The sequence below is a fragment of the Achromobacter marplatensis genome, assembly GCF_049060505.1.
GTDB lineage: Bacteria > Pseudomonadota > Gammaproteobacteria > Burkholderiales > Burkholderiaceae_B > Achromobacter > Achromobacter marplatensis_A.
On the sequence record NZ_JBMGRB010000005.1, the window covers coordinates 53,601 to 68,244 of the forward strand.

The following is a 14,644-nucleotide window of genomic DNA, read 5'->3' on the forward strand; positions in this document are numbered from 1 at the left end:
CGGGCTCACAGCAGGATGCGCACGGGGTTTTCGATCAGCGTGCGGAACGCAGCCAGCCAGCGGGCGCCGACCGCACCGTCCACGGCGCGGTGGTCGGCCGACAGCGTCACGGTCATGACGGTGGCGGCGGCCAGTTCGCCGTTGTCGCCCACGATGGGGCGGCGTTCGGCCGCGCCCACGGCCAGGATGGCGGCCTGCGGCGGGTTGATGATGGCCGCGAACTGGCTGATGCCGTACATGCCCAAGTTACTGACCGTCAGCGATCCGCCTGTGAATTCTTCGGGCTTTAATCGATTGATCTTGGCGCGTCCGGCCAGCTCGACGATTTCGCCCGCGATGGCCGACAGGGACTTGATGTCGGCGTCGCGCACGATGGGCGTGACCAGGCCGCCATCTGTCGCGACCGCTACCGAAATGTCGGCGCCCGCGTGGTATTCGATGGCGTCTTCGTGCCAGCTGACATTCACTTCGGGCACTTCGCGTAGCGCCAGCGCGGCGGCGCGCACGATGAAGTCATTGACCGACAGCTTCACCGCGCCGCCCTGATTGGCTTGCGCGCGCAGCGCCAGCAGGGCGTCCATCCGGCAATCCACCGACAGGTAGAAGTGCGGCACGTTCTGCTTGCTCTCGGTCAGGCGGCGGGCGATGGCGCGGCGCATGCCGGTATGCGGCACGCGGCGCGCGGCGGGGCGGCCGGCCAAGGGCGCGGCCGCCACCGGGGCACGGTCGCGCGCGGCTTCGACGTCGCGGCGGACGATGCGGCCATGCGGGCCGGTACCCGCCACGCCAAGCAGGTCCACATGCCATTGCGCGGCCAGCCGGCGCGCCAGCGGGCTGGCGAACAGGCGGCCGCCCGGAACAGCGGCGGTGGAAGGGAAGGGGGCCGATGCTGCAGCAGCCGATGCTGCGGCAGCCGGTGCTGCGGCAGTCGGCGCTGCCGCACTGGACCCCGCGACAGCCGGCGCTGCGGCGGCCGACACCGCAGCAGCAGCCGGCGCTGCCGTCGTCGCCGACGGTCCGCCGTGTTCAGCCAGCGCGCGGTCTATCGCCGAGGCGTCGTCGCCGTCGGCCAACAGCACGCCGATCACGGTGTTGATCGGCACTGACGCGGCGCCGGCCTGGACCAGGATGCGGCCCAACACGCCGGCGTGTTCAGCGTTGATCTCGACGATGGCTTTTTCGGTTTCGATTTCCGCCAGCGCGTCGCCGACGGCGACCTTGTCGCCTTCTTTCTTCAGCCATTGATGCAAGTTGCCGCCTGCCGTATCGGCGGCGACGGAGGGGAGCTTGATGAGGTGTGCCACGATGTTCGTCCTAGTTTGCGGCGGCGACGGCCAGGTCGGGCCGGTAGGCGGCGGGATCGTCGTATTCGACCAGTTCCAGCACATTGCCTTCGGGGTCGCGGAAGAACGCCAGCCAGGTGCCGGGGCGCACTTCCATCGGCGCCGGCGCGCTGTCGAACACGACGCCCTTGGATTGCAGTTCGCGCACCACGCCAGCCAGATCACGCACGATAAAGGTCAGGTAAGTGGCGCCCTGGCGATCCAGGATCGCCGCACCGCGCACGGCAGCCTCGGGCGCCGCCGTGGGCTGTAGCAGCTTGATGCGTTCGCCGTAGGACGTCTGCAGGCGCGCCACGTCGTAGCCATGCACCGTCAGCCCGGTGGCGCGCGCCTTGTCGGCGGGCACGCTCACGCGGTTGACGAGCGTCAGGCCAACCACTTCCGTATAGAACGCCAGCAACGCGTCCAGGTTCTTGCAGCAGATGCCGATTTCCATCGGCACGGTCATTTGCAGCGCGCTCATGCCTATTCTCCCAGATCCGCCAGCACGTCGGCCAGGCCGGCCAGCACTTCTTCGGTATCGGCGAAGGCCGCGCGTTCCAGTACCTTCGAGATGCTGGGCGACGCTTCGCCGCCGGTGACGCGCTTGATCGGCTGGTCCAGCCAGTCGAAGTAGCGGCGCTGGATTTCGTCGGACAGCATGGCGCCGTAGGACGTGCCGCGCGCGCCTTGCTCCACGATCAGCACGTTGTTGGTTTTTTGGATGCTGGCGCCGATGGTGTCCCAGTCCAGGCTGGCGCGATCCAGCGTGCGCAGGTCGATCACTTCGGCGTCCACGCCGGCTTCCTCGGCGGCCTTGAGCGCGCGGCTGACCATCGACAGGTAGGTCAGGATGGTGACTTTGCTGCCGGCGCGGCGCACGCGGGCGCGGCCAAACGGAATGGCGTAGTCCAGATCGCCGGCGGGCACGTCGCCCGACGACGCATACAGGTCCACGTGTTCAATGACCAGCACCGGGTCCTTGGAGGCCAGCGCGGTGTTCATCAACCCCACGTATTCGAAAGGCGTGGACGGGGCCACGATGCGCCAGCCCGGCGCCGTGGCGAAGATGCCGGCCGGATCCATCGAGTGCTGCGAGCCGTAGCCCGTGCCCATCGCGACCTTGGTGCGCAGCACGAAGGGCACGTCGATGTCGCCGCCGAACATGTGGCGCGCCTTGCCGATCTGGTTGAAGATCTGGTCGGCCGCGACCCACATGAAGTCGGGGTACATGAACTCCACGACCGGTTTATAGCGCCCGTCCATCGCCAGGCCGCCGCCCAGGCCGGCGAAGGCGTTCTCGGAAATCGGGGTGCCCAGCACGCGATCGGGGTATTTGTCTTTCAGGCCGCGCGTGGCGCCGTTGGTGCCGCCCTTCAGACGGTGCACGTCTTCGCCCAGCACAACCACGCCGGCATCGGTTTCCATGCGGCGGTCCAGCACGTCGGCGACGACATCGACGAACTTGCGCTCGGCCTTGTCGCCGACGTAGCCGTCGACGTCCTGGTAGCGCAGGCCGGCCAATTCGGCGCCGTCGCTGCGCAGGCCCACATCGCGGAAGTCGGGGCGGGGCCAGAGGTCGGCGCGCACGCGGCGTTTGCCGCCGTCGGCGGCTTCGGTCAGGCGGCCGCACACGTCCTTCATGACGTCCTTGCAGCGTTGGCGCAGCGCGTCCACGTCGGCTTGCGTGATCAGCGCGCGGCCGATCATTTCGGCTGCGATCTTGTCCAGCGGATCGCGGCGGCGCCATTGCGCTTCCTCGTCCTTGGTGCGATAGCCGAAGGCGCTGCCGGGGAAGGGGCCGTTCTGATGGAAGAAGCGGTACACGTCCACTTCCACGATCGTCGGGCCGTTGCCGGCGCGCATGTGCGCCACGGCCTCCGACATGGCCAGGTGCACGGCCAGCGGGTCCATGCCGTCCACTTTCCACGACGGGATGTTGAACGCCAGGCCGCGCGCCGACAGGCGCGGTTCCGCGGTGGACTCTTCCACCGTGGTCGACACGGCGTAGCGGTTGTTTTCGATGAAGAAGCACAGCGGCGTCTTCCACGCGGCGGTCAGGTTCATCGTTTCCAGCACGGAACCGATGTTCACCGCGCCGTCGCCGAAATAGGTCACCGCCACGCGGTCGGTGCCGGCGTGCTTGTGCGCCCAGCCCGCGCCGGCGGCCAGCGGCACGCCGCCGCCCACGATGGCGTTGGTACCCAGCGCGCCCGCCTCCAGCCAGCGCAAGTGCATGCTGCCCCCGCGGCCGCGGCAAAAGCCCTGGGCCAGCCCCATGATTTCGGCCAGCGTCTTCTGCAGCACGTCGTCGATGGCGGGCGTGAGCGGATTGCGCGGGTCCAGACCCAGCGGGGCGACATGCTGCAGCGCCTTTGCCAGGAATTGGTGGTGGCCGCGGTGCGATCCGTTGATCTGGTCGCCCGCGCCCAGGGCCAGCACCGAACCGACGGCGCCGCCTTCCTGTCCCACGGACGAATGCGCGGGGCCGTGCACCAGGCCTTCGGCGGCCAGGTCCAGCACGGCCTCTTCAAAGGCGCGGATCCAGTGCAACTGGGTAAGCATGGTGCCGAGCAGGGCGGGGTCCGCCTGCTGCCAGTCCTTTGCGTCGACCGTCAGTTGCCGCCAGGGCGCTTGGGACTCAAGCGGTTGGTAGGTGGCCATGAGTGAATCTCCAGAGTATTTTTAAGCGTCGATGCGGTTAAAGGTAGCTGTAGCGGCTCCAGCCGCCGTCGGCCACCAGGGTGTGTCCGGTGATGTAGGCGGCCTGGCGTGACGCCAGGAAAACCGCCAGGTCGGCCATTTCGGCCGGCTGCGCCATGCGGCGCAGCGGGGTGCGTTGCTTCAAGCGTTCGGGGTCGAGCCGGCCGCGCGCCGCCAGGTCGCGCACCAGATCGGTTTCGACATAGCCAGGCGCCAGCGCGTTGACGCGCACGCCCATCGGGCCCCATTCCACGGCCAGCGTTTCCGTCAGCAGCACCACGGCGCCTTTGGTTGCGCAATAGGCCGCGCGATCGGGCGCCGCCACCACGCCATACATGGACGCCAGGTTGATGATGCTGCCCGAGCCCGCCGGCACCATGCGGCGGCCGGCGGCCTGCGCGCACAGGAACACGCCGGTCAGGTTGATGTCGACCGCGCGGCGCCATTCGTCCACGGTGACTTCCAGCGTGGGCTTGTTGGCCGAGATGCCGGCATTGTTGACCAGCACGTCGATGCGGCCCCAGGTCTGTTCGATCTGGGCGAAGGCGCGTTCGACGGCCTCGGCGTCGGTCACCGAGGCTTGCACCGCGATGGCGTCGCCGCCGGCCACCTTCAGTTCGGCCACCGCCGCGTCCAGGGCGGCTGCGTCCATGTCCAGCAGCGCGACGCGCGCGCCCTGGCGCACGAAGGCTTGCGCGGTCGAAAAGCCGATGCCTTTGGCGCCGCCGGTGATCACGACGGTCTGGCCGCGCAGGTCGCTGTGGATGACTTCAGTAGGGTTGTCCAAGGTGTTTGCCTGTAGTGGGGTTGCGTGACGGCGGGTCAGACGGCCAGCCATTCCTGGACGATGTCCTGGCGCTCGTGCAGCTGCGCGGGCGGCCCTTCAAATACGATGCGGCCGTGGCCCATCACGCTGACGCGGGTCGACACCTTCAGCGCGATGGTCAGTTTCTGCTCCACCAGCACCACCGACACGCCGCGCTGATGGATATCGCGGATGACATCGGCGATAACCTCCACGATCTTCGGCGCAAGGCCCTCGGTCGGTTCGTCGATCAGCATGACCTTGGGGTTGCCCAGCAGCGAACGGCACATGGTCAACATCTGCTGTTCGCCGCCCGACAGATTGCCGGCGCGGGTGTTGCTGCGTTCCTTCAGGCGCGGGAAGTAGTCGAACATCTGCGCCACGGTCCAGAAGGGCGCGTCGTCGCGTTTGGGTTGTTCGCCCATGCGCAGGTTCTCGTCCACCGTCAGGTTGGCAAAGACCTCGCGCTCTTCCGGCACGAAGCCCAGGCCGGCGCGCGCGATCTCGAAAGGGCGCTTGTTGGTGATGTCGCGGCCTTCGATGGCGATGCGGCCACCGGTCACGTCCACCAGGCCCATGATGCTCTTCATGGTGGTGGAGCGCCCCGCGCCGTTTCGGCCAAGCAGGCTGACGACTTCACCGCGCCCGATGGACAGGTCGATGCCGTGCAGGATGTGGCTCTTGCCGTAATGCGCGTGCACGCCTTGCAGGCTGAGCAAGGGGGATTGCGGGTTTGATGCCACGTTCATACCGTTTCCTCTCCCAGGTAGGCTTCACGCACGCGGGCATCGCCGCGGATCTCGGCGGGCGTGCCCGTGGCCAGTATCTCGCCGTACACCAGCACGCTGATGCGGTCGGCCAGCGAAAACACCACCTGCATGTCGTGCTCGACGATCAGCAAGGTGCAATCCCGCGTCACGTCCTTGATCAGTTCGACCGTGTAGTCGACTTCGTGCTGCGACATGCCGGCCATCGGCTCGTCCAGCAGAATGACCTTGGGGCGCGAGGCCAGCGTCATGCCGATTTCCAGCGAGCGCTGTTCGGAGTAATTCAGGTCGCCGGCGGCCGTGCCTTGCTTGGCCGTCAGCCGTACTTTCTCAAGCAGGCGGTCCACGTCTTCGTTGACGGCGCGGTTGCGCGCAATAGGCCGCCAGAAGTTGTAGACCAGCCCGTGCATGCGCAGCACCGCCAGGCGCAGGTTCTCGCGGACAGACAGGCGCGGGAACACGTTGGTGATCTGGAACGAACGCGCCAGCCCCAAGCGGTTGATGGCTTCGGGCGCCAGGCCGCCAATGGAACGCGACCGCAAGCTGATGTCGCCCGACGTGGGCGCGAACGAGCCCGACATCAGGTGGAACAGCGTGGACTTGCCGGCGCCGTTGGGGCCGATGACCGCGTGCCGTTCGCCGGCATCGATCGCCAGGTTCACGCCGCGGATGATCTGCGCTTCGCCAAAGGACTTGCGCACGTCGGTCAGGGTGAGGATGTCGTGGCTCATTTTGCGGGCTCCAGCATCGGGGCGGCGGCGCCGTCGTTGCGCCACAGGGCCAACGCCCAGCGGCAGGCTGCCAGGCCCACGGCGAACAGCGCCAGCGGGATCAGCCAGGTGGACACGGCAAGCGGCGCCCACGCTTGGCCGAAGAGCGGTATGGGCGGCCAGCCGGCCTCTGGGTTCATGGCCAGCAGCGCGCGGTAGTCGCGGGCGAACATGCGTTGCAGCAGTTCGACCGCGAAGACGGTGGCGGCGGTCAGCAGCAGGCCGCCCGCCACCGACAACGCGGCGCGCGGCAGCCAGTTGGCCAGCCCGCGCTCGCGCAGCGATTTGGCGGCGCGCTGCACCAGGCCGACTAGGCCGTCCGGCACGAACAGCATCACCAGCACGAACAAAATGCCCTGATACAGCAGCCACGACCGGGTGATATCGGCCAGCGTTTGCGACAGGAACGTCAGGATGGACGCGCCCAGCACCGGGCCCAGGAAGGCGTTGACGCCGCCGATATAGGCGAACAGGACTGCATCGGTGGACAGCTTTACCTCGAACAACACGTAGTTGCCGGCCTCGATGTTCAAGGCCTGCAAGCCGCCCGCGATGCCGGCGAACATGGCCGACAGCGCGAACACCATCGTCTTCAGCGTATGCGGGCGGTAGCCCAGGTAACGCAGGCGGTTGGCGTTTTCGCGCAGGCCCAGCGTCAACCGGCCCAGCGGGGTGCGGGTCAGGCCGTACAGGGCGGCCAGCGAAATCAGCACCCAGGCCAGTACCAGGAAGTACACCTCGATGTCCGACCCGAAGGTGAAGCCCCAGGCCGGCATGCGCATGGCCGATACACCGGCTTCGCCGCCGAATACGCCTTTCAAGTGCGGCGCCAGCGCGTGCAGCAGTTCCGCAAGCGCCAACGTGATCATCGAAAAGTACACGCCGGAACGCATGGTGGCGAACCAGCCCGCGACCAGGCCGAACAGCAGGCCGGCCACGCCGCCCGCCAACGGCATCAGGGGCGTGGGCAACAGGCCCGCGCCGCCCAGTGCGTTCATGGCGTGGATGGTGGCGAAGGTGCCTACGCCGAAGTACGCGGCATGGCCGAAGGACAGCATGCCGCCCTGGCCCGCCAACAGGTTGAAGGCGCAGGCGAAGAGCGCGGCGATCAGCATCTGCACGGCCGCCACCAACTGGCCCGGAGGCAGCAACCACGGCAGCGCGCACAGGATGCCGACGCAAACGACAAGCAGCAGGGCGCCCGAGGCGATACGGGTTTGGCTCATGCCTGTTCTCCCTTCAGGCCGGACGGCTTGACCAGCAGCACCACCAGCATCAGCAGGAAGGGCAGGGTCGCCGCCAGGCTGGAAATCTTCACGGTCATCAGACCGCCCACGCTTTCGGCCCACTCGCCCGCGCCGAATACGGCGAACAACGACGCCAGGCTGGCATCGATGCCCACCGAAAACGAACTGATCAGGCCGATCAGCAGCGATGCGATCATCGCGCCTTCAAGCGAGCCCAAACCGCCCACGACCACCACCACGAACACCAGCACGCCAAGCTCCAGCGCCATGTTGGGGTTAGTGGTGTAGAAGGCCCCGGCGACGGCGCCCGCCAGGCCAGCCATTGCCGCGCCCACGCCGAAGACGCTCATGAAGACCAGCGGCACGTTGTGGCCCAGGGCTTCGGCCATGCGCGGGCGGTAGATGGCCGACCGCACCACGATGCCGACGCGGGTGCGCGACAGCAGCAGGTAGATCACGGCGAACATCGCCAGCGACACGCCGCCCATCAACAGGCGATAGAAGGGATAGTCCGCGTCGAACACACGGAAGGCCGCGAAATTCAGGAATTGCGGTACGCGGTAGTCCACGGGAAAGTCGCCGTAGAACAGTTTGATCAGCTCGGCGACGATGAACGCCAGGCCGAACGTCACCAGCAGTTCCTGCGCGTGGCCAAACTTGTGGACGCGGCGCAGGAAGAAGCGTTCGACCCCCATGCCCAGCACGCCCGCGATGATCGTTGCCAGCACCAGCGCCGTCCAGAAACCCGTGACGGGCGTCAGCGTGTACGCGGCGTAGGCGCCGATCATATAGAACGACGCGTGCGCGAAGTTCAGCACGCCCATCATTCCGAAAATCAAAGTCAGGCCTGCCGACACCATGAATAGCAGCAGGCCGTAAATCACGCCGTTCAACAGCGAGACGGTAAAGAATTCCATGTCCGCTCCATAATTCTTGCGCTAGGACGCGAGGCGTCCCGCGAGCGATCGCGCACGTTGTTTTTTCCGGCCCGCGCCGGGAGTGCGCTTATAGGGGCTTTCGGGGACCAATGGGTTGCGCGCGCTGGACGCCGAGGTTCGCGTGGCGAAGTTGCCGCGCTCCACCCATCCTACGAAGGGACGGTCCGCATCCGTAGGATGGGTGGAGCGCGGGGGCATCACGCCGCGCGCGCCGCCTTCCAGCGCGCGAAACCCATCAATCCGGCCGCTGCATCTTGCACGTCGCCTGTACCGGCGCCGACACGTCCGCCGCGGCCAGCACCTTCACCGGTTCGAAGCCCATGTCGGTGCCGTCGGCCTTGTACTTGGCGTTCTTGCCGACCTTGGAGACGACCATCGGCAGCTGCACCTGGTGGTCTTCAGCGCGCATGGTGTAGGTGCCCAGCGACGACGTGTAGGTGACCTTTTCCAGCGCGCGCGCCAGATCCGGCACGGACAGCTTGCCGTCCTTCGGGGGCACCTGCTTCAGGGCTTCGCCCAGGAAGCGCACGCCGATGACCGTTTGCGGTTCCGTGTAGCTGGGGTAGTGGCCGGTCTTGGCCTTGTAGTCTTCGGCGAACTTGGCGCCTTCGTCGCCCGCGGCTTCGATGTTGTACGGGTGCGCGATGTAGTGGCCCAGGGCCACTTCGCCGGCGTTGGCCAGGTTGCCCACCTGGTCCAGGAACACGGTCGCGAAGCGCACCTTCAAGCCGGCGGCCTGCGTGGCCTTCATCAGCAGCAACAGATCGTTGGACCAGTTGCCGGTGACGACGGTGTCGGGCGTGGCCGAGCGGATGCGCGCGACGTAGGGCGCGAAGTCCTGGATCTTGTTGACCTCGTGCAGCGTCTTGCCCACCACTTCATAGCCGTACTGCTTGGCGAAGCGCTCGGTGGCGCCTTCCATGTCCTGGCCCCAGGAATAATTCTGGTTGATGGCGTAGACGCGCTTGCCCAGCGTGCCGTCGGCCGACATCACGGACGCCAGCGACTTCACGCGCAGGTCGGCGTTGGTGGCAAAGCGGAAATGGTAGAAGTGACACTTCTGGCCGGTCAGCTCCAGCGCTTCGCCGCCCACGTTCAGGAAGACGACTTCCTTGCCCGGGTTGCGCAGGTTGTGCTTGCGCACGTCTTCGGTCAATTGGCCCGAGATCGCGGATGACGAGCCCTGCACCAGGATCTGCACGCCGTCGGCGGCGGCGGCGCGAAAGCGGTCGGACGCGCCCACGGGGCCGCCCTGGTTGTCGAATTCAACCAGTTCCAGCGGCTGGCCGTTCCAGCCGCCAGCCGCGTTGATGCGGTCCAGTTCGTATTTGACCGCGGCGCGGAAAATCAGCCCGGTCGAAGCCTGTGGGCCCGACAGCGTTTCGATCAGGCCGATCTTGACGGGCGCGGCGTGCGCGGATGCGGCAATGCCGGCCAGGCACAGCAGGCCGGTGGTGAAAGCCAATTTCATGTGTGTCTCCTCCGTGGGACGGGGGTGGTAAGTCCGTGAATCAAGCAAGCGCGCTTTGTTGCGGCTCTTCTACGCCCAGAAAACGGGCAATTTCGGTGAGTTGTCCTTCCAGCATGTACAGGCCGGGATGGGTGCGGCAGCCTTGCGCGGCGGCGGCGCACAGCAAGGGCGTGTCGACGCGGCTCATCACGGCGTCGGCCACGACGGTGCCGGGGGCCAGTTCGTGCAACGGGAAGGGCAGGGGATCGGTGTCTTGCAAGCCCAGCGAGGTTGCGTTGACGGCGATATCACAGGGTTCGGGCACGGGGCCGGCCACGCGGATGTCCAGGCCGGGGTATTGGCGGGCCAGATGGGTGGCGAAGGCGTGTGCCTTGTCGGCCGATCGGTTATAGAGGCGCAGGCTGGCGGGCCCGGCATCGGCCAGGGCGCAAGCAATGGCCTTGCCTGCCCCGCCCAGGCCGGCCAGATAGACGTGGCGCCCGGCGGGATCGTGGCCCTGGCTTCGCAGGCCGGTCACAAAGCCCATGCCGTCGAAGTTGCCACCGGTCATCACGCCGTCCTGCAGGCGCACGGCATTGACCGCGCCGATCAACCGGGCCGCGGGCGTCAGGGCGTCGCACAGGGTGGCGGCATGTTCCTTGTGAGGCACCGTCACGACGACGCCGCCCAGGTTGGCCAGGCCGCGCAAGCCGCTGAACAGTGCGGGCAAGGCGTCGGCAGAGACATGGAAGGGCACCATGACGGCGTCGATCGCGCGTTCACGCAACAGAGCGTTCAGCCGCTGGGGCGTCTTGACGTGCGCGATCGGGTCTGCCGCAATCGCAAATACGGTAGTGCTGCCGGTGATGTCCACCTGGTTGTCCCCTGCCTGTCATGTGGCCTGCGGCCGTGTTTTTCTGACCCTTCTTGCCTGAAAGCGCGACTTGAATTACGCTTTCGGAATAAGTTGTCAGGCAACTTTATCAAGTTGTCCGATAAATCATAGGGCATGCGTTTTTCTCGTGTCAAGCGACGGATTCAGGAGTTCAATCCAGGAAACCGCCGCTGCCGAAAGAGCAGGCGGCCCACTCATCGCGCGCTTTGGAGACAAGATGATTTCGTTTGAAGGACAGGTGGCCGTGATCACCGGCGCAGGCAATGGCATTGGTCTGGCGACCGCGCGGCTGATGGCCGCCCACGGCGCGCGGCTGGTGCTGACCGACATCGACCACGCCCGCCTGGAGGCGATCGCGGCCGAGCTGGACCCCAGCGGGCAGCGGGTCTACACCCACGCGCTGGACGTCTCCGTATCGCACGACTGCGAACGCGTGTTCGAGTCGGCGGCCAAGCATTTCGGCGGGCTGGACCATCTGGTCCACTGCGCCGGCATCTACCCCGAACAACTGGTCAAGGACACCAGCGACGAGGCCTGGCGCACGCTGATGCGCGTGAACCTGGACGGCACGTTCTATGTGTGCCGCTCGGCCCAGCGCCATCTGCGCCATAACGGCTCGATCGTGCTGCTGACTTCGCTGGCCGCCCAGCGCGGCAGCTACGCGCACGCCGCCTATTCAGCGTCCAAGGGCGCCGTGCAGAGCTTCACGCGCAGCCTGGCGCTAGAGCTTGCGCCGCAGATCCGCGTGAATGCCGTGGCGCCGGGCATCATCGCAACGTCCATGACGCATGACCTGATCGGCCAGAAGGGCGCGCAGCTGCTGGAAAGCACGCCTTTGCGCCGCTTCGGCACGGCCGAGGAAATCGCCGGATCGATCGCGTTCCTGTGTTCGCCGCTGGCGGGCTTCGTGACCGGCGAAGTCATGCAGGTCAACGGCGGCATCTATATCGCTTAAAGTGCAGGACGCCGCCATCACGATCCGACGATTTTCCATGCAGCCCACTCAAGAACAGGACCCGCCGCGCGCCGCGCCCAAAAGTTCGCTTTCCGCGGCCTTGGGCGACGCGCTGGCCGAGCAGATACGCCAAGGGGTGCTGGCCCCGGGCGACCGCCTGCCCACCGAAAAGCAACTGACCGAAACCTATTCCGTCAGTCGCGCGGTCGTGCGCGAAGCGCTGGCCCGCCTGAAGTCGGAGGGGCTGATCACGTCGCAGCAGGGCAGCGGTGTGTTTGTCGATCCGAACTTCCAGCGCAACGCGTTTCGCATCGCCGCACCCACGCCGGGCGACACCCAGGACCTTGAACATATCCTGGAACTGATGCTGTCCATCGAGGTCACTGCCGCGCGCTACGCGGCGCAGCGCCGCACCGAGCAAGACCTGAAGAAGATCCGCCAGGCGCTGGTGGGCATGGAATACGCGCTGATCAACGACAAGCTGGGCGACGAAGAGGACTACCAGTTCCATCAGGCGATCGTGCAGGCCACGCACAACCCGCACCTGGTCGCGCTGAACGACTACCTGGAGGCCAATGTGCGCCGGGTGATCCGCAGCGCCCGCCACAACACGGCGCGCAGGTATGCCGAGCGCATGGCGGCCGTGCAAAGCGAACACCAGGCCATCTTCGCCGCGATCGAAGGCTCCGACCCGGACGCCGCCGGCCGCGCGGCCGAACAGCACCTGCGCAACGCGGCGGACCGCCTGCGCCTGTTCCAGGCCGAACGCCCGGCGCCCGTCTAAGCGGGTGGGGCGGGCGGCGGGCTTGGCTTATGCGAAGGTCTGTTCCATTTCGCGGCGGAATTGCACCGCCGTGGACCGTTCGTCGTATTCCACATCGCGCCAGCGTATCGCCTGCGACTGGCGCACCGGGTTCTTAAGTTTGACCTGGTGCGACAGGCCCAGCGGCAGATAGCCTTCTTCCACGGAGTCTGGCGCGGGCATCAGCCGGCCATAAACCGTATAACCGCCTTCGCCGTCCAGCACCTGGCCGGCTTGCAGGTCGCGCTTGGCGGTGGCCACCACGTCGCCATGCCAGCCGGCCGGCGCGCCCGTGGGCTCGCGCCGCAGGCCAACGCTGGCCACGCTGATGCCCAGCTCCAGTCCGATCAGGTGATAAGGCTTGTACATGGCGGTGAAGTTGCCGCTGGGGTCCGTGACCAGTCCGTATTCCTGGAAGCAGCGCCGCACGTAATCGCTGTCGGCGGCCAGCGTCACGTAGACGCCCCAGCGCAGGTCGCGGAACACCGGGCGGCCATCGCGTTCCAGGGACGAGATCACTTCAACCTGCCCGCGATGGTGCAGGATGCCGCCGTCTTCGCGCGGGCGCAGCACGCGGGCCAGGTCGTCCACGCCGCAGGGCGGGAAATGCAGGCCCGACGGCGACGGCAAAAGACCCGTGGCATTGGACACCGCCGCCATCTCGATGGCGCTTTTGGTGCCGTCCAGGAAGCTGTTGAACATTTGCGCGTTGAAGTCGCCCGCCGCCACCATTTCGGCGGTGAAACCGTAATAGGGCCACACGGTGTCCGGGGTGGACGTGTGGAATTCCGGCAGGTATTTGGTGCCCTTGCCCGCGGCCATCACTTCGAAGCCGGCGGCGCGTGCCCAATCCACCATTTCGCAGATCAGGGCGGGCTGGTCGCCGTAGGCCAGCGAATACACGATGCCCGCCTCGCGTGCGCGGCGCGCCAGCAGCGGGCCGGCCAGCGCGTCGGCTTCGACGTTGACCATGATGATGTCCTTGCCGTGTTCGCAGCAGGCCAGCACGTGGCCGATGCCGGCCGCGGCCTGGCCGGTGGCGTCGATGACGATGTCGACGTCCGGGCTGGCGATGATGGCGTAAGGGTCGTCGCTGAAATAGACTTTGCCGTTCTTTAACGCGTCATTGGTGCTGGTGGCGTTCAGCGCGCTGGCGGGCCAGCCCACGCGGGTCAGCGCGGCGCGGGCGCGGGCAGGCGCCAGATCCGCCACCGCCACCAGCCGCATCCCCGGCGTGCGGGGCGCCTGGCTCATGAACATCGCGCCGAACTTTCCGGCGCCCAGCAATGCAACTCGCAAAGGCTTGTGGTCGGCTTCTCGCTGCTTGAGCAGACGGTGCAGATTCATGGTGCGGGCTCCTCCGGGGTGGGGGTACAGCCCACACAGAATAGCCCTAAATCATGACGGCTGAACAGGCGCCGCGTGGACTCATTCGTCTGCCGTATAGAGCTCGCCGGCCAGCACATTGCGCCAGTTCGCCCAGGTGATGCGGGGGCGGTCGCTAACCTGCCGGTTATAGGGCGCATCGAACAAAATGTGCTTCCAGCGCGGCTTGACCGCGCCTTCGATCAGCGGCTTGTCGTCGATCAGCAGATGGCCGTGCACCAGGGTCTTGTCCTTGGTCAGCACCAGCCGGTTGGTGGCTTCGCGCCCCAGGTGTTTTTCCACCCACAGGTACTTCTCGGCCACGCAGTTTTCGAACTGCGATAGCGGCGACGTGCAGATCCGCACGTCCATGCCCAAGGCCAGCAATTCCCGCACGGCGTCCAGGGCGCCCGGCACCGGCGGCAGGTTGCGGATGAACCCCGGCGCGGTGTAGATGGCCTCGGCCATCCCCCGCAGTTCCAGGGGATAGTCCTGGCGGATGTAGAAGGATTTCCGGTCTTCGAATTCGATGGGAGCGATGTCCGGGTGGCGGGCGCGCCAGGCGTCGATGAACGCGTGTTCAAAATCCGCCAGCACGCCGTCTTGGTCCAGCAGGATGATCATG

The 14,644-nt window shown here is 66.8% G+C and carries 14 protein-coding genes; 2 read left to right on the forward strand and 12 right to left on the reverse strand.

What is annotated here, in order from left to right; genetic code table 11:
• Window positions 1–5: 5 nt before the first annotated feature.
• The 10 genes from ACI0FO_RS14005 to ACI0FO_RS14050 all read right to left on the reverse strand — a co-directional run bounded on the left by ACI0FO_RS14005 (window position 6) and on the right by ACI0FO_RS14050 (window position 10,876).
• Window positions 6–1,304 carry a pyruvate dehydrogenase complex dihydrolipoamide acetyltransferase gene (locus tag ACI0FO_RS14005; RefSeq protein WP_416027488.1) on the reverse strand — a complete coding sequence of 433 codons (1,299 nt, stop codon included), beginning with the start codon at window positions 1,302–1,304 and terminating at the stop codon, window positions 6–8.
• A 10-nt stretch (window positions 1,305–1,314) separates the two neighbouring features.
• Window positions 1,315–1,806 carry a VOC family protein gene (locus tag ACI0FO_RS14010; protein ID WP_416027490.1) on the reverse strand — a complete coding sequence of 164 codons (492 nt, stop codon included), beginning with the start codon at window positions 1,804–1,806 and terminating at the stop codon, window positions 1,315–1,317.
• A gap of 2 nt (window positions 1,807–1,808) precedes the next feature.
• Window positions 1,809–3,986, reverse strand: a complete 2,178-nt coding sequence (locus ACI0FO_RS14015; protein WP_416027492.1) for an alpha-ketoacid dehydrogenase subunit alpha/beta — start codon at window positions 3,984–3,986, stop codon at window positions 1,809–1,811.
• A gap of 37 nt (window positions 3,987–4,023) precedes the next feature.
• Window positions 4,024–4,812, reverse strand: a complete 789-nt coding sequence (locus ACI0FO_RS14020) for an SDR family NAD(P)-dependent oxidoreductase (RefSeq protein WP_416027494.1) — start codon at window positions 4,810–4,812, stop codon at window positions 4,024–4,026.
• 35 nt (window positions 4,813–4,847) lie between these two features.
• Window positions 4,848–5,579, reverse strand: coding sequence for an ABC transporter ATP-binding protein (locus tag ACI0FO_RS14025; protein ID WP_105560294.1), 732 nt, complete (start codon window positions 5,577–5,579; stop codon window positions 4,848–4,850).
• Window positions 5,576–6,328 (reverse strand): ABC transporter ATP-binding protein, encoded by a 753-nt coding sequence (locus ACI0FO_RS14030; protein WP_416027496.1) that lies wholly within the window; start codon window positions 6,326–6,328, stop codon window positions 5,576–5,578. The genes ACI0FO_RS14025 and ACI0FO_RS14030 overlap by 4 nt, the downstream gene beginning before the upstream one ends.
• The gene (locus ACI0FO_RS14035) at window positions 6,325–7,593 is read right to left on the reverse strand and encodes a branched-chain amino acid ABC transporter permease (protein ID WP_416027498.1); all 1,269 of its coding nucleotides are present in this window, start codon (window positions 7,591–7,593) and stop codon (window positions 6,325–6,327) included. The genes ACI0FO_RS14030 and ACI0FO_RS14035 overlap by 4 nt, the downstream gene beginning before the upstream one ends.
• Window positions 7,590–8,531 carry a branched-chain amino acid ABC transporter permease gene (locus tag ACI0FO_RS14040; protein WP_313462699.1) on the reverse strand — a complete coding sequence of 314 codons (942 nt, stop codon included), beginning with the start codon at window positions 8,529–8,531 and terminating at the stop codon, window positions 7,590–7,592. The genes ACI0FO_RS14035 and ACI0FO_RS14040 overlap by 4 nt, the downstream gene beginning before the upstream one ends.
• A 256-nt stretch (window positions 8,532–8,787) precedes the next feature.
• Complete coding sequence (locus ACI0FO_RS14045; RefSeq protein WP_416027501.1) at window positions 8,788–10,023, reverse strand: branched-chain amino acid ABC transporter substrate-binding protein; 1,236 nt, start codon at window positions 10,021–10,023, stop codon at window positions 8,788–8,790.
• 40 nt (window positions 10,024–10,063) lie between these two features.
• On the reverse strand, window positions 10,064–10,876 hold the full coding sequence (locus tag ACI0FO_RS14050) for a shikimate dehydrogenase family protein (protein WP_416027503.1): 813 nt from the start codon (window positions 10,874–10,876) through the stop codon (window positions 10,064–10,066).
• 238 nt (window positions 10,877–11,114) lie between these two features.
• Here ACI0FO_RS14050 and ACI0FO_RS14055 point away from each other — a divergent pair, with 238 nt between their 5' ends.
• Window positions 11,115–11,852: an SDR family NAD(P)-dependent oxidoreductase gene (locus tag ACI0FO_RS14055; protein WP_416027505.1), complete on the forward strand. Its 738-nt coding sequence runs from the start codon at window positions 11,115–11,117 to the stop codon at window positions 11,850–11,852.
• A 37-nt stretch (window positions 11,853–11,889) separates the two neighbouring features.
• Window positions 11,890–12,636: a FadR/GntR family transcriptional regulator gene (locus ACI0FO_RS14060; protein WP_310034476.1), complete on the forward strand. Its 747-nt coding sequence runs from the start codon at window positions 11,890–11,892 to the stop codon at window positions 12,634–12,636.
• A 27-nt stretch (window positions 12,637–12,663) separates the two neighbouring features.
• Here the strand turns inward: ACI0FO_RS14060 and ACI0FO_RS14065 are convergent, their stop codons facing one another.
• Both ACI0FO_RS14065 and ACI0FO_RS14070 read right to left on the reverse strand, forming a co-directional pair.
• Window positions 12,664–14,001: an NAD(P)H-dependent oxidoreductase gene (locus ACI0FO_RS14065; RefSeq protein ID WP_416027507.1), complete on the reverse strand. Its 1,338-nt coding sequence runs from the start codon at window positions 13,999–14,001 to the stop codon at window positions 12,664–12,666.
• 81 nt (window positions 14,002–14,082) lie between these two features.
• Entirely contained in the window at window positions 14,083–14,643 is a 561-nt protein-coding gene (locus tag ACI0FO_RS14070; protein WP_416027509.1) for a 5'-3'-deoxyribonucleotidase, read from the reverse strand.
• Window position 14,644: the final 1 nt, after the last annotated feature.

Excerpts from the sequence above, each read along its gene's own strand:
- ACI0FO_RS14010 (WP_416027490.1), bottom strand. The coding sequence starts at position 1,806 with ATGAGCGCGCTGCAAATGACCGTGCCGATGGAAATCGGCATCTGCTGC.
- ACI0FO_RS14015 (WP_416027492.1), bottom strand. The coding sequence starts at position 3,986 with ATGGCCACCTACCAACCGCTTGAGTCCCAAGCGCCCTGGCGGCAACTG.
- ACI0FO_RS14025 (WP_105560294.1), bottom strand. The coding sequence starts at position 5,579 with ATGAACGTGGCATCAAACCCGCAATCCCCCTTGCTCAGCCTGCAAGGC.
- ACI0FO_RS14030 (WP_416027496.1), bottom strand. The coding sequence starts at position 6,328 with ATGAGCCACGACATCCTCACCCTGACCGACGTGCGCAAGTCCTTTGGC.
- ACI0FO_RS14035 (WP_416027498.1), bottom strand. The coding sequence starts at position 7,593 with ATGAGCCAAACCCGTATCGCCTCGGGCGCCCTGCTGCTTGTCGTTTGC.
- ACI0FO_RS14040 (WP_313462699.1), bottom strand. The coding sequence starts at position 8,531 with ATGGAATTCTTTACCGTCTCGCTGTTGAACGGCGTGATTTACGGCCTG.
- ACI0FO_RS14045 (WP_416027501.1), bottom strand. The coding sequence starts at position 10,023 with ATGAAATTGGCTTTCACCACCGGCCTGCTGTGCCTGGCCGGCATTGCC.
- ACI0FO_RS14055 (WP_416027505.1), top strand. The coding sequence starts at position 11,115 with ATGATTTCGTTTGAAGGACAGGTGGCCGTGATCACCGGCGCAGGCAAT.
- ACI0FO_RS14060 (WP_310034476.1), top strand. The coding sequence starts at position 11,890 with ATGCAGCCCACTCAAGAACAGGACCCGCCGCGCGCCGCGCCCAAAAGT.
- ACI0FO_RS14065 (WP_416027507.1), bottom strand. The coding sequence starts at position 14,001 with ATGAATCTGCACCGTCTGCTCAAGCAGCGAGAAGCCGACCACAAGCCT.
- ACI0FO_RS14070 (WP_416027509.1), bottom strand. The coding sequence starts at position 14,643 with ATGATCATCCTGCTGGACCAAGACGGCGTGCTGGCGGATTTTGAACAC.